We start from the raw sequence: 13,088 nt of genomic DNA, 5'->3' as shown, positions 1-13,088 counted from the left end.
TTTAGTACTGCTACTAAACCATTAAACAACTTCTAAGGATACATTGTGCGTGCTTTGATACTATTATTTTCTTTACTTGTCTCATTTTCATCTGGTTGCAATTAGGCCTTCGAAAGAAAATGAATTTTTGGATGCCAAGGTCGTTGACGAGGTGCCTAATTGGTTTAAAGCGTCTTTTATGGATTTTTCTGAAGACTTGGAAGAGGCAGCAAACAATAACAAACATGTGATGACTTACTTTCATCAAAATAGCTGTCCTTATTGCTCTAAATTAGTTGAAGATAATTTTCATAATGCCTCTTTAGTCGCCAAACTACAAAAAGATTTTGACGTTATTGAAACGAATATGTAGGGCGATAGAGATTTGACTGACTGGCAAGGCAGGCAGGCAGAGAATTGACAGAAAAATAATTTTCAGCTTTAATGAAAGTGCAATTCACCCCTACCCTTGTCTTCTTAAACTCAAAAGGTGATAGCGTACTTAGGCTTAATGGCTATCAATCGGTTGAAAAAATACACAAAGTACTTGATTATGTTTCTGCTAAAAAATATTTAAACCAAAGTTTTTCTAGTTATAGCAATAACCTTAAAAAAGACAAAACAGGTAGTCTTAACCAAAACCCATTATTTGAAACGCCGCCACACATGCTATCTCGTAATAAAGCCTTACCAGCGCAAAATTATTTGGCTGTTTTTTAAAGAACCTAATTGTCAAGAATGTAACACCTTTCATCAAACACCCATGCGGCTAGAACAAAAACCGAAGCCTTATTAAAAACTATGCAAGTAATACAGCTTAACGCCCTATCAGACACCAAAATTATTACCCCATCAGGTAAACGAACTACCGCTAAAAAATGGTATGAGGATTTAAAACTTACTTACAAGCCAGCCATTGTTTAGAAGATAAGTCAGATAAGCTTCGTGCTCAAGACATTACAGTGGATATTTGGAAATAATTTAAATGGCGACTGGTGCTTTAATGGGTGCGTCAAATACGTAATTTATAAACTCAAAATCCTCAAAACTATAATCAAAAATACTCTCAGGTTTGCGCTTTATTTTAAGGGTTGCTAGTGCTTTTGGGCTACGGGATAATTGTGTTTCTACTTGCTCGGCATGATTGGAATAAATATGACAATCACCACCACTCCAAATAAAATCACCCACTTCCAAATCACACTGTTGCGCCATCATATGCGTTAATAATGCATATGATGCAATATTAAATGGCACACCAAGAAAAATATCTGCACTTCTTTGGTACAACTGGCAAGATAGTTTTCCATCAGCCACGTAAAACTGAAAAAATACATGACAAGGCGGTAATACCATATTTTCTAATTCACCAACATTCCAAGCTGAAACAATAATTCTACGAGAACCTGGTGTGCTTTTGATTTGTGCCACCACTTGCATGATTTGATCAATACTTTCACCTCTAGCATTTTTCCAATTACGCCACTGTGCGCCGTAAACTGGACCTAAATCCCCATTCTCATCCGCCCATTCATTCCAAATTCGCACGCCATTTTCTTGTAAATATTTAATGTTAGTATTGCCACTAAGAAACCACAGCAATTCGTGCACAACCGAAAGCAAATGTACACGCTTGGTAGTGACAAGTGGAAAACCCTTAGATAAATCAAAACGCATTTGGTGTCCAAACAAGCTGGTTGTTCCTGTGCCTGTTCTGTCAGTTTTGTTGATGCCAGTATTTTTAACCAGTCTTAAAAAATCTAAGTATTGTTTCACATTACCTCCTTTTTAAGATATGCTTTTCGCAATAGCATAATACCAAACGCTATCATTGGTAGACTTAGCAATTGTCCCATAGTAAGCCAACCAAAAGTCAAATAACCCAGCTGCACATCTGGCACTCGAACAAATTCAATTATAAATCTAAACAAGCCATAGAAAATCAAAAATAATGCTGAAATTGATATGGACGGGCGCAACTTGTTGCTAAACACCCAAAGAATAATAAATAAAATTAAACCTTCTAAAAACGCTTCAAACAATTGTGATGGATATCGACTTACCCCTTGCTGTTCAATGTACATACCAAATGGGCTGGTGGTTATTTTGCCCCAAAGTTCACTGTTGATAAAATTACCCAATCTGCCAAAACCCAATCCTAATGGCACAAGTGGTGCAACAAAATCCATTGTGGTAAAAAAAGTTTTGTTATATTTTCGATTAAACAAAACCATCGCCAACAACACACCTAAAAAACCACCGTGAAAAGACATGCCACCTTCTTGAATGGCAAAAATTAACAAAGGATCGGATAAAAAATTTGGCAAATTGTAAAACAACATATAGCCCAAACGACCACCAGCAACCACACCAATTGCACCATAAAAAATTAAATCTTCAATTTGTTGCGTATGCCAGTTATTGAGTTGCTTGGCGCGATAATTCGCCAATAAATAAGCAGCTAAAAAAGCCATCAAATACATCAACCCATACCAATAGATTTGTACAAAACCTAAATCTAGTGCAATTGGATTAATGATTGGATAAGTCATACTTAATATTCCTAACTGGTGCGCTCGAGGTGATTCGAACACCCGACATTTAGCTTCGGAGGCTAACACTCTATCCAGCTGAGCTACGAGCGCATAGACAAAAGTTGTTAAAATTAACCTTATTCACAACAGAACACTGCTTGTATATTAGACACCAGTTTTAGAACCTTTGCGTCTTTAACTTTGCATAGTATTTTATTGCCATCACGCCGAGATTCGACAATATTTTTGGTTCTAAGGATGTCAATATGTTGTGAAATATTAGATTGTGAAGAGCCCACTTTTTTTACAATTTCTAATACGGGTAATTCGTCATTTTTTAGTGCGCATAAAATCTTTAAACGTAGCGGGTGTGCCATTGCTTTTAAAGCTCTTGTTGCTTTTTCAATATCTTCTTCTTTTTCTAATAAAGCTATTTCGCTCATAATTAATCCTCTATATTCTTTAAAATTAATTAAAGTCTACCCAACATGCCATAAATGCCATATCGCCTAACTTTGATTAATACCATCTTTTGATAATAGTTAATCAGGCTGTCATTATTAAGCACAATATCAAAAACTTGCCATTGTTTATCCTCGTTTTGATGAAATAACAAATCAAGATAAATACCGCCAAATGAAATATACCCATTGACTTTAAGTTGTACTGCAATTGAGCTGTCCATCATTGGCCGAGCAGATATAAATTGAAACGAGGTAGAGTTTACTTGAGACAATCTTGCTAATAGAGTGCTCATCATATTGTTTTTCAACCTGTTGACAAAAAACTTGGTCTCTTCTTCGCCCAAGCGATTATTGGTCACTAGCAAAACTTCACTGGCAATGTGGTTAAAGTCAAACAATGGTGCAATTTCTTTTTCGACGAAAAAATTAAGCATTTTTGGCGAATATACCATGGTTGTTAACTGATTAAGCTTTACAATCGCTGTTTGTATTGCCTGAACTGGGCCATTGTCTTGTGTTACTCTTTCCGCAAAAGCGCTTAATGAGGTAAACATCATTAAAGCTAACAAAATTACATTTAATCTTCTCATTTTTTTCTCCATTTTTTTTAAAAAAACCAAGTAAAATTCAAAATAATAATATTGGTTTAATAGTATTATATTTAAACTTTCTATAAGCAAATGATTATATTATGACTTTCTTGAACTTTTTTAAATATTCACTATTTTTAACGCTTTTTTATACACTTTTTGGCATTTATACACCCGCATTAGCGAAAAGCGATGCTGAAAAACAAAAAATAGAAGCTTTTTTCAAAGACCTTGAAATGTTCACAGCTGTTTTTAGCAATATTAAACAGCTGTACGTTGATGATGTTGACAATAAAAAACTATTTAATCATGCTATAAAAGGTATGGTCAGTGGGTTAGACCCGCATTCAGGCTATCTTGAACCTAAAGAACAAAAAAACCTACTCGAAAGCGCCTCGGGAAAATTTGGCGGTCTTGGTATTGTTATTGGCATGAAAGACGAGGCCATTCAAGTGATTTCTCCTATTGACGATACACCTGCCTATAGAGCCGGTATTCAAGCAGGCGATTTAATTGTGAAAATTGGTGATAAGCCAGTACGTGGCATGGCTTTAGAGGATGGTGTTGAGTTAATGCGTGGCAAAGCGGGTACTGACATCCAAATTACCATTGTACGTAAAAATAAGAAACCATTTATTGTTAACATTACTAGAGAAATTATTACCATTATCTCGGTTAAAGGCTATTTACTGGAAAAAAATATTGGCTATATACGTATCTCTAGCTTTCAAAATCCAACAGCAAAACTACTCAAACAGACTTTTAATGATTTGGTTGAAGAAAACAATGCCCAACTTAGCTCATTAATTCTTGATTTGAGAAACAATCCAGGCGGTGTTTTGAATGGCGCAGTTGATGTATCAAATTTATTTCTTGACAAGAAAGGACTGGTGGTTTACACCAAAGGCAGGATTCCAAGCTCAAATCTTAAATTCAAAACAAAATCAAATGACATCATGCAAGGATTACCTATTGTTGTACTAATCAATGAAGGCTCAGCTTCTGCATCAGAAATTGTTGCAGGTGCATTGCAAGACCATAAACGTGCCATTATTATGGGCAGTACTTCGTTTGGAAAAGGCTCGGTGCAAACTATTCTTGAGCTTCAAAAAGGCTATGGACTTAAACTTACAACTGCCAGATATTACACACCAAATGGGCGCTCTATTCAAGCCAAAGGTATTGTTCCTGATATTGAACTAAAAAACATTAGTTTAGAAAATGAAGCAGAAAAATCAGTGATTGAGACTAAGGAAAAAGACCTTGATGGTCACTTAGAAATTGAGGATCCTTCTAAACTGTCTTCTAAAGAAATACTAAGCGCCCAAGAAAAAAACAAAACAAAACAAAATAAAACAACCATTGAAAAATTAAAAAAAGATTATTTTGTGCACGAAGCCACAAATCTATTAAAAGCTTTAACAGTTTTAAACAGCCAATAATGGCAATTACACTTTCTGTTGCAAATCAAAAAGGTGGCGTTGGCAAGACAACAACAGTGATCAATCTAAGTATATATGGCATTAAAAGCCATTAAAAAGCGCGTATTACTTGTTGATATTGATCCTCAAGGCAATGCAACGATGGGTTGTGGCGTAGATAAATACAACCTTAATTATTCTATTTTCGAGTTGTTATTAGATGAATGTAGTATTGACAAAGCCATTATTCATGTTGATGAATCTGGTATAGATGTGTTGGGTTCAAACACCGACCTTGTCGCCGCTGAAGTTACTTTGTTACGTAAAGATAATTCTGAATATAAACTCAAAAAAGCAATTGCTAAAATTAGTGCTGAGTACGACTATATTATTATTGACTGCCCACCCTCGCTTAATATGCTAACCATTAATGCTTTTACCGCATCAGATGGTATTATCATCCCAATGCAGTGTGAGTACTACGCATTAGAAGGCTTGAGTGCATTAATACAAACAATTGATAAAATTAGATCAACCACCAATCCTAACTTGGAGATTACAGGTTTAATACGCACAATGTTTGATATAAGGAACAACCTATCCAATGAAGTATCTATTCAGCTGCTTCAATATTTTTCACACAAAGTCTTTAAAACAATCATCCTTAGAAATGTAAAATTAGCAGAAGCGCCGAGTTTTGGACAAGATGTGATTAGCTATGCAAGATTATCCAAAGGGGGCAATTTCTTATATCTCTTTAGCCAGTGAAGTGCTAAGGAAAACGTTAATCAATTAATATGGCAAAAATTTCAAAACTAGGGCGTGGGTTGGACATATTATTAGGGCAAGTCCCTTCTACAAGTGATCAAGCTAATTCCGAAAATAACTTAAAAATGTTAAATATTGCTTGGTTGCAACGAGGAAAATTCCAACCTAGAGACGACATTGACCCCGACACGCTAAATGAATTGGCCAGTTCTATTACTTCACAAGGTGTCATTCAGCCATTAGTTGTACGTAAAGTAGGCTATGATAAATATGAAATTATTGCTGGTGAGCGGCGTTGGCGAGCGGCAAAAATTGCCGGTTTAAATGAAGTACCCGTTATCATTCGTAAAATTGATGATCAAGTAGCACTTGCCATTGGTCTGATTGAAAACATTCAACGCGAATCTTTAACGCCGCTTGAAGAAGCAAAAGCGCTACAACAACTTATTGAAGATTTCAAAATGACCCATGAAAAAGTTTCCAGTGTCGTTGGCCGCTCTCGCTCTACAGTAAGTAATTTAATTCGCCTATTACAACTTAACGATGCTGTTAAACAACTGCTTAGCAGTGGTGATATAGAAATGGGTCATGCGCGAGCTCTTTTGTCACTGACAAAAGAGCAGCAACTTGATGTGGCCAATCAGGTTATTAAAAAATCTTTATCTGTTCGTCAAACTGAAGAATTGGTCAAAAAAGCGCTTAACCCAATCCCTAAAAAATCAACCTCAATTGAGCCGCGTATTTTAGAGCTGATGCAAACTTTAAGTAAAAAGCTAGCCTCAAAAACTGAAATTAAACCAAATGGCAATCAATGGATGAGTTAAATAATATTCTAAATCACATTAACTAATCAAAGCCACCAATTCTATCAAGCTTTAAAGACTTATCCCAGTGCATCCAGATGCCAAATGCTTTGCCAATAATATATGATTCTGGCACAAAACCCCAAAAACGAGAATCACTACTACGAGCACGATTATCACCCATCACAAAGTAATGCTCTTCTGGTACGGTTAGTTTTACACTTTTGGAGTGTTGATTTGGATCTAGCAAAATATTATGCGGGTTATTGTCTAATAATTCACGCTTATGCTTAAAGCCTGTCATGGTTGAGCCCGACTCAACGCCTTGATACGCACCAATATTTTTATTGTTAATTTTTACACCATTCACATACAAGCTATCCGCACGGTAAATTATCTTATCGCCCGGAATACCAATGACACGCTTAATAAAATCAGCGCCCTGATATTTTGATTTTTTTTCATAATTAGGATACCTAAATACAACAACATCGCCTCTTTCAGGCTTTGAAAACTCGATTATTTTTTTATTTAAAATTGGAATACTAACGCCATAATCAAACTTTGATACCAAAATAAAATCGCCTGTTAATAAAGTTGGCATCATTGAATTTGAAGGAATTCTAAACGGTTCAATAACAAAACCTCGAAGTGCAAACACTAATAACAATACTGGGAAAAATTCAGCTGACCACTGTACTATTTTAGGACGATTTAAATATTTTTCAGATTTATTAAAACGCAAAAATAAAGAAAAGTAAATAAACCTCCCCAGAATTGGTTTTTGCTCTTTATCTGTAACTGGCATTTGCGTGTGATTAAAAAATAATTGATCAATAACCACAATAATAAAAGCCAATGCTAGAAATAAAGCCAAAAATGAAGAAACATCCCATGCAAAAAAAGGTGAAGCGTTTTCAATTGTCATAATAAAAATAAGCGAATTTAAAAAGTAATTATTATATAATAATTACTTTTTAATTGATGGAGAAAGAAATGGCGCTAGCTGATTTAGAAAGAGATGATCACGGGTACCTAAAAGATCTTAATGAATGGAATGAAGACGTTGCTCGTGAGTTAGCAGAAGAAGAAGGTGTCAACTTAACAGATGACAGCTTTAAATTGATTAATTTTTTACGTGGTGAATATATCAATAACAACGCCAACCAGCCTAACGAGCGCAATATGGTCAAAGGCTTAAAGGATGACTGGAAAGGTAAATTAAGTACTAAAGAGTTATACGCATTATTTCCAAAAGGCCCTGCCAAGCAAGCGGGTAAAATTGCTGGACTGCCTGAAACTAAACGCAAAGGCGGTTATTAACCCTTAAGGGAAATCTGGCGTTGATGCTTTTTGGTATTACCTGCGCCAGCTTATCTATTTTACAAATTTATTAGGGTGTTACAATACCAAAATTAGACAAAATACTCAGTATTTTTGACTCATCTTTGATGTCTTTTCAAAAATACATCCCAACTAATTTTTATAGAGTTTTAATTGGTTAAATTATTGTTCTATGATTTCCACTCCCTTGCAAAATCATCACATTTTTTGATTTCAAAAAGTCAATTTCCTCTTTAGATAACTCCCCCTACTTGCTCATCTCTTTTGCCATATTTTGACCTTCAACAAATCCACTTCCTCCCATTCCTGCTTGTTTGGCATCAAATTTAATGACTTTAGAATTGCCATTTTTATCGTATTCAAAACCAACATAAGATCCTTTGGAAAACTGAGTCCAGACTTCTTTTGGCATATCTAACCCGCCAGCTATAATTAAATATTTATCAGCAATATTACCATAAGTTGCTATTAAATCTTGGGCGACAAATGCACCAAAAGAAACGCCAATGATATAAACTTTTTTGTCTTTATTTTTATAAAATTTGATTAAATCAGCCACATATTTGACCGTAATTTTGTCATATTCTTTAGCTTGTTTGAAAGTAATTGACTCTTTAAACTCCCAAGGTCTTGGTGTCTGTTCTTGATGAACATGTATAAATTGTGCTTTTTTCAAATCAAGTTTTGCTTGATTAACCAGAATATGATAAGTCTCATTTATTATAAATTCAGTAACAGGGGCGCCCTGTAAGCTAATAATAATAGTATCAGACTCGGCATTGTCAAAAATAATATTCTCTGTTTTAGACGCTAAAATACCAGGCAATATATCTGACGCGATTAAATTTTTTGTAATGATTGGTTGTGTTAAAAGCTTATATTTAACAATATTTACTTCGCTCATCTCTTCAACACCATCAGCAGGTGCTGCGTAAATCGTATACCAATATGCACCCCTCGCTCCATCGTCCTTTCAACGCCTACTAAAAATAAATCAACTGCACCTGAATTAATGTTAGAAAATGATAAAAGCTTGGTGTTTAAACCTTGCTTACGCACATAATAAGCCAATTTAATCATTGTATCATCTCAAAAATTGAACCCTTCATATTACCTTCAACTATCGTGGTAATTTGAGGGTTCTTTTCAATGATTTCTACAAATTGATCATAGGTTTGCATATTGATTAGGGCCATCCATATAAACCTCTTCACCGCGCACTTCAAACTGTGTTACTATTTTAGCGTTCATATACAAAATCTTACTAATTTCTTCAAACGTTTGATTAAAGGTATAAAAGCCTAAAAAAATTAAAACAATACCGGCAACAATACCAAAAAACCATTTTAAAAAATTTCTCATTTAATTTAAGCTGTGAACTAGAAATAAAAATATTATTTTAGCTTATAATAAAAGGAATCAAGTGGTAAAAAATCAATCATGAAATTAATAATAACCGCCTTGTCTATACTTTTAGCTTCAAATCTAAACGCTGAAATTGGCTATCAATACGTTGTACCTGATAGTGATTTTGGACGATTGTGCGTTAATCAATGCAAGCAACTTGAGCAGTTAAAAAAAGAAAATTAGACTTTTCGACAAAAACAAGATGGCATGGCTTGTGGCGGCAAAACTCAATACAATACAATCAAAATTGTATGGCTAAATACGCCAATAACAAGAAAAAACAAAAAGATGAATGTTAAGAGACTCCTAAGGATGCACTAATAGGCATGGGTATTGGCATGTTATTTGAGTCCTTTATGGATAAATAACGATAAAAACCTAAAAAGCCTCGCAACATCTGTAAAGAAAGATTCTTAGATTGTTTTAAAAGCTGTGGCGGAGAAATTAAAACAATTAATTTTGATGCATATTGATAGCACTTTATGAATTAACTAAATTAATATTCATTCCTATTTGATTTGCAAGTTCAACAAAATTAGGAAATGAAGTTTTAACATTATCCACACCTTCAATTTCAATAGCGTACTGACATCTTAGAGAGGCAACGGCAAATGACATAGAAATTCGGTGGTCGTGGTGAGATTTAATCGCAATGCTGGGTTTTGAAAAAACACCACCTTGAATTTTAATGCCATCCTCAAGCACTTCATTTTCAATACCAAGAATGCTCAAACCATCTGCCATCACTTGAATACGATCAGATTCCTTGACTCTTAGTTCTTTGGCACCAGTCAGTATGGTTTCACCCTTAGCACAGCTGGCTGCAATAAAAATAACAGGAAGTTCATCAATGGCTAGTGGTACTAAATTTTCAGGGATGCGGGTACCTTTTAGTCGCGCTGATTGAATGCGAATATCGGCTAACAGCTCTCCACCAATCTCACGCTCATTTGACAAGCTTAAATTGGCGCCCATTAACTTCAAAATATCAATAACACCTGTTCGTGTTGGGTTAATATTAACACCAATAAGGGTTATATCTGCTTTTGGTGCAATTGATGCAGCTACCATAAAAAATGCAGCTGATGATATATCACTTGGCACTTGTATTGCAAAAGTGCTTAACTGAGCACCACCTGTTAAACATATTTTATTTTTATTAACACTCACCTTGTAATCCAAGCCTTTTAACATGCGCTCAGTATGATCTCGTGTGGGTGCTGACTCTTTAATGCAAGTTTCACCTTGTGCATATAAACCCGCTAAAAGCACACAAGACTTTACTTGCGCTGAAGCCACTGGCAAATCATAATGAATGCCTTTTAGCACTTGCCCACCTTTAATTTTAAGGGGTAATTTACCATCATTACTTTCAATCACCGCACCCATTTTGGTTAAAGGATTAATAACCCTACTCATCGGACGCTTTGAAAGTGACTCATCGCCACATAATTCACTATCAAATGTTTGCGCTGCTAATATACCAGATATTAAACGAATGGAGGTGCCAGAATTGCCTAAATCAAGTGGCGCTAAAGGTTTTTTTAGCCCATTAAGACCCACGCCATAAATAGTAACCTTATCACCATTACGCTCAATTTTAACCCCCATGGCTTGAAAGGCTTTTAACGTTGATAGCGCATCCTCTCCTTCTAAAAAACCACTGATTTTAGTAATGCCATTAGCCAAGGAGCCTAGCATAATACTTCGATGGGAAATTGATTTATCGCCAGGAATTTTTAAACGACCAGACAATGAATTGGTTGGCTTTGCAACAAATTTACTCATATTTTTTTAACCATCCAACCAATTGTCTCGTGCAGATTTAGCCTCTTGAAAAAGATTTTCAAGTGCTTGTGCTTGATTATTTTTAATTAAGTTTGATATTTTTTCTAATGTTTGTTGATAGCCCTCAATGTGCTTCACAATTTCCTTAGGGTTATTAATGCAAATATCGCGCCACATAAGCGCATCTGATGAGGCAATGCGTGAAAAATCCTTAAATCCACCCGCTGCATAACGACAAGCATCTGGGTTGTTGCTGATTAAATAATCCATCAATCCATACACTAACATATGTGGCAAATGAGAGGTCATGGCTAGTAAATCATCGTGATTTTTATCACTCATAATCTCTACTTTAGCGCCAAGTGAACGCCACAGACTACTTAATATATCCACCGCTTGAGCATCTGCATTTTTTTCTGGCGTTAAAATAACACGCTTATGGTTAAACAATTGAGCATCAACCGCCTCAATGCCACTTTTTTCCTTGCCAGCAATTGGATGGGCTGGAATAAACCTTACTGGCATTTGACCAAATACCAATTTGGCAATTTTTATCACACTACCCTTGGTACTACCCACATCAGAAATAATAACCGATTCATCAATATGGGGCTTAATCAATTCTAAAATGGTTTGAAAGCTATTTACTGGCGTTGCAATAATAACCATTTGCACTTGTTTTAAAGCCTGAGCAATATCTAAACTATACGCATCAATAACACCCATTTCTTGTGCCTTTTTAAGATGCGACTCCTGTCTAGAAAAACCAACAATAGTTTTCACTTGACCCGCCTGCTTTAATCCAACTGCAAAGGAGCCGCCAATTAACCCAACCCCAATAATACAAATTTTATCTATCATAAGACTGATTTTAACGCCTCTAAGAAGTCATTGTTTTCTTTTAATGTGCCAATAGACACTCTTAAATAATTCTCCATCTCCACTGGTCGTACAATAAAACCCTTTGTCAATAATTTTTGATAAATATCGGCTGCATCATCAACCTTTAGTGCAATAAAATTTGCAAAAGACTTGATATAAGAAAGTTGTAATTCATCCAATCCTTTTGATAACTGAATTAAGCCATTTTTATTAGCAAGTATTGACCTTGTTAAAAAAGAATCATCAGCCAATGCTGATATGGCGGCTATTTGCGCAATGTGATTGACATTAAATGGCTGACGAATACGGTTTAAATAATCAGCTATCTTAGCACTTGATACGCTATAGCCTACCCTTAATCCTGCTAAAGCATAAGCTTTAGAAAAAGTGCGAGTAATGATTAAATTATCAAATTCTTTTAGCCATTCAATGGCCCTATCTTCAACATCTAAATATTCAAAATAAGCCTGGTCTAATACCACAACAACTGATTTTTGCACTTGCTTTAAAAACTGAAAAATAGCTTTATTACTTAAAAGTGTACCTGTTGGATTGTTTGGATTGGCAATGAAAACAAGTTTGGTTTTGTCACTGATTGCCGCAAACATTGCATCCAAATCATATCCAAAATTCTTAGATTTTGTCACCACTGCCTTTGCACCAAGCGCTTGAGTCACTAAAGGGTAAACCACAAATGCATACTCTGAAAACACCACTTCATCATCAACGTGGCAAACATAAGCCCTAGCCACTAGTTCTAAAATATCATTTGAGCCGTTACCCAATGTAACACAACTAATGTCAACGTTCAAATGCTCACCAATTGCTTGTTTTAGTTCAAAGCCATTACCATCAGGATATCTGTTAATCTCAGTAATGGCTTGTTGCACGGCTTTTTGAACTCTAGGCCCAACACCCAAAGGGTTTTCATTACTGGCAAGCTTAACAATATGTTCTAGCTCTAGTTCACGATATAATTCAGAAACGGGTTTGCCACCTTGGTAAGGTTTTAAAGACTTTATCGCTGGACAAACACTCATAATGAAAATTTTCCAAACAAGCAAGAGTTTTGCAAATGTGCAAAAGAGAAAATCACCCTCTTAAAAAT

The 13,088-nt window shown here is 35.3% G+C and carries 20 protein-coding genes and 1 tRNA gene; 9 read left to right on the top strand and 12 right to left on the bottom strand.

The genetic code is table 11. The annotated features are described in order from the left end of the window. Nucleotides 1-127: 127 nt before the first annotated feature. The 3 genes from CVPH_RS03900 (at nt 128) to CVPH_RS10730 (ending at nt 903) form a co-directional block, all read left to right on the top strand. Nucleotides 128-352, top strand: a complete 225-nt coding sequence (locus CVPH_RS03900) for a thioredoxin fold domain-containing protein (protein WP_201342201.1) — start codon at nt 128-130, stop codon at nt 350-352. A gap of 71 nt (nt 353-423) precedes the next feature. Beyond that, on the top strand, nt 424-699 hold the full coding sequence (locus CVPH_RS03895; RefSeq protein WP_201342200.1) for a thioredoxin fold domain-containing protein: 276 nt from the start codon (nt 424-426) through the stop codon (nt 697-699). An 81-nt stretch (nt 700-780) separates the two neighbouring features. Continuing rightward, complete coding sequence (locus CVPH_RS10730; protein ID WP_281064670.1) at nt 781-903, top strand: hypothetical protein; 123 nt, start codon at nt 781-783, stop codon at nt 901-903. A gap of 57 nt (nt 904-960) precedes the next feature. Here the strand turns inward: CVPH_RS10730 and CVPH_RS03890 are convergent, their stop codons facing one another. The 5 genes from CVPH_RS03890 to CVPH_RS03870 all read right to left on the bottom strand — a co-directional run bounded on the left by CVPH_RS03890 (nt 961) and on the right by CVPH_RS03870 (nt 3,567). Further along, nucleotides 961-1,755, bottom strand: a complete 795-nt coding sequence (locus tag CVPH_RS03890) for a thymidylate synthase (RefSeq protein ID WP_201342199.1) — start codon at nt 1,753-1,755, stop codon at nt 961-963. Beyond that, nucleotides 1,752-2,531, bottom strand: coding sequence for a prolipoprotein diacylglyceryl transferase (lgt, locus tag CVPH_RS03885; RefSeq protein WP_201342198.1), 780 nt, complete (start codon nt 2,529-2,531; stop codon nt 1,752-1,754). The genes CVPH_RS03890 and lgt overlap by 4 nt, the downstream gene beginning before the upstream one ends. A 16-nt stretch (nt 2,532-2,547) precedes the next feature. Then, nucleotides 2,548-2,624, bottom strand: a tRNA-Arg gene (locus CVPH_RS03880). Between the two features lie 26 nt (nt 2,625-2,650). Further along, nucleotides 2,651-2,956, bottom strand: a complete 306-nt coding sequence (locus CVPH_RS03875; protein WP_201342197.1) for an ArsR/SmtB family transcription factor — start codon at nt 2,954-2,956, stop codon at nt 2,651-2,653. 29 nt (nt 2,957-2,985) lie between these two features. Beyond that, the gene (locus tag CVPH_RS03870; RefSeq protein ID WP_201342196.1) at nt 2,986-3,567 is read right to left on the bottom strand and encodes an ABC transporter substrate-binding protein; all 582 of its coding nucleotides are present in this window, start codon (nt 3,565-3,567) and stop codon (nt 2,986-2,988) included. Nucleotides 3,568-3,668: 101 nt separating this feature from the next. Here CVPH_RS03870 and CVPH_RS03865 point away from each other — a divergent pair, with 101 nt between their 5' ends. The 4 genes from CVPH_RS03865 to CVPH_RS03855 are packed head-to-tail and all read left to right on the top strand — an operon-like array spanning nt 3,669 to nt 6,580. Beyond that, nucleotides 3,669-5,009: a S41 family peptidase gene (locus CVPH_RS03865; RefSeq protein WP_201342195.1), complete on the top strand. Its 1,341-nt coding sequence runs from the start codon at nt 3,669-3,671 to the stop codon at nt 5,007-5,009. Then, nucleotides 5,009-5,104 (top strand): ParA family protein, encoded by a 96-nt coding sequence (locus CVPH_RS10985; protein WP_342590466.1) that lies wholly within the window; start codon nt 5,009-5,011, stop codon nt 5,102-5,104. The genes CVPH_RS03865 and CVPH_RS10985 overlap by 1 nt, the downstream gene beginning before the upstream one ends. Continuing rightward, nucleotides 5,085-5,756: a ParA family protein gene (locus tag CVPH_RS03860; RefSeq protein ID WP_342590465.1), complete on the top strand. Its 672-nt coding sequence runs from the start codon at nt 5,085-5,087 to the stop codon at nt 5,754-5,756. The genes CVPH_RS10985 and CVPH_RS03860 overlap by 20 nt, the downstream gene beginning before the upstream one ends. A gap of 29 nt (nt 5,757-5,785) precedes the next feature. Then, on the top strand, nt 5,786-6,580 hold the full coding sequence (locus CVPH_RS03855; protein ID WP_201342194.1) for a ParB/RepB/Spo0J family partition protein: 795 nt from the start codon (nt 5,786-5,788) through the stop codon (nt 6,578-6,580). A 22-nt stretch (nt 6,581-6,602) separates the two neighbouring features. Here the strand turns inward: CVPH_RS03855 and lepB are convergent, their stop codons facing one another. After that, nucleotides 6,603-7,487 carry a signal peptidase I gene (lepB, locus tag CVPH_RS03850; protein WP_201342193.1) on the bottom strand — a complete coding sequence of 295 codons (885 nt, stop codon included), beginning with the start codon at nt 7,485-7,487 and terminating at the stop codon, nt 6,603-6,605. A 68-nt stretch (nt 7,488-7,555) separates the two neighbouring features. On the opposite strand from lepB, the gene CVPH_RS03845 reads away from it, so the two are divergent. Beyond that, the gene (locus CVPH_RS03845) at nt 7,556-7,882 is read left to right on the top strand and encodes a TusE/DsrC/DsvC family sulfur relay protein (RefSeq protein WP_201342192.1); all 327 of its coding nucleotides are present in this window, start codon (nt 7,556-7,558) and stop codon (nt 7,880-7,882) included. A 268-nt stretch (nt 7,883-8,150) separates the two neighbouring features. On the opposite strand, the gene CVPH_RS03840 is transcribed toward CVPH_RS03845, so the two are convergent. The 3 genes from CVPH_RS03840 to CVPH_RS03830 all read right to left on the bottom strand — a co-directional run bounded on the left by CVPH_RS03840 (nt 8,151) and on the right by CVPH_RS03830 (nt 9,265). Then, a complete protein-coding gene (locus CVPH_RS03840) occupies nt 8,151-8,807 on the bottom strand; it encodes an alpha/beta hydrolase family protein (RefSeq protein WP_201342191.1) in 657 nt (218 codons plus the stop codon). Beyond that, nucleotides 8,804-8,983, bottom strand: a complete 180-nt coding sequence (locus tag CVPH_RS03835) for a hypothetical protein (protein ID WP_201342190.1) — start codon at nt 8,981-8,983, stop codon at nt 8,804-8,806. The genes CVPH_RS03840 and CVPH_RS03835 overlap by 4 nt, the downstream gene beginning before the upstream one ends. Nucleotides 8,984-9,070: 87 nt before the next feature. Next, on the bottom strand, nt 9,071-9,265 hold the full coding sequence (locus tag CVPH_RS03830) for a hypothetical protein (protein WP_201342189.1): 195 nt from the start codon (nt 9,263-9,265) through the stop codon (nt 9,071-9,073). A gap of 78 nt (nt 9,266-9,343) precedes the next feature. Between CVPH_RS03830 and CVPH_RS03825 the strand changes: the two genes are divergently transcribed. Next, complete coding sequence (locus CVPH_RS03825) at nt 9,344-9,493, top strand: hypothetical protein (RefSeq protein ID WP_201342188.1); 150 nt, start codon at nt 9,344-9,346, stop codon at nt 9,491-9,493. Between the two features lie 297 nt (nt 9,494-9,790). Here CVPH_RS03825 and aroA read toward each other — a convergent pair whose 3' ends face one another. The 3 genes from aroA to hisC are packed head-to-tail and all read right to left on the bottom strand — an operon-like array spanning nt 9,791 to nt 13,020. Beyond that, nucleotides 9,791-11,098 carry a 3-phosphoshikimate 1-carboxyvinyltransferase gene (aroA, locus tag CVPH_RS03820; protein WP_201342187.1) on the bottom strand — a complete coding sequence of 436 codons (1,308 nt, stop codon included), beginning with the start codon at nt 11,096-11,098 and terminating at the stop codon, nt 9,791-9,793. 6 nt (nt 11,099-11,104) lie between these two features. Continuing rightward, on the bottom strand, nt 11,105-11,959 hold the full coding sequence (locus tag CVPH_RS03815) for a prephenate dehydrogenase (RefSeq protein ID WP_201342186.1): 855 nt from the start codon (nt 11,957-11,959) through the stop codon (nt 11,105-11,107). Continuing rightward, nucleotides 11,956-13,020 (bottom strand): histidinol-phosphate transaminase, encoded by a 1,065-nt coding sequence (hisC, locus tag CVPH_RS03810; RefSeq protein ID WP_201342185.1) that lies wholly within the window; start codon nt 13,018-13,020, stop codon nt 11,956-11,958. The genes CVPH_RS03815 and hisC overlap by 4 nt, the downstream gene beginning before the upstream one ends. Nucleotides 13,021-13,088: the final 68 nt, after the last annotated feature.

Source organism: Abyssogena phaseoliformis symbiont OG214, assembly GCF_016592595.1.
Lineage (GTDB): Bacteria > Pseudomonadota > Gammaproteobacteria > PS1 > Pseudothioglobaceae > Ruthia.
The sequence above is the reverse complement of the archived record's forward strand: the minus strand, read 5'-3'. Positions and strand labels throughout refer to the sequence as shown.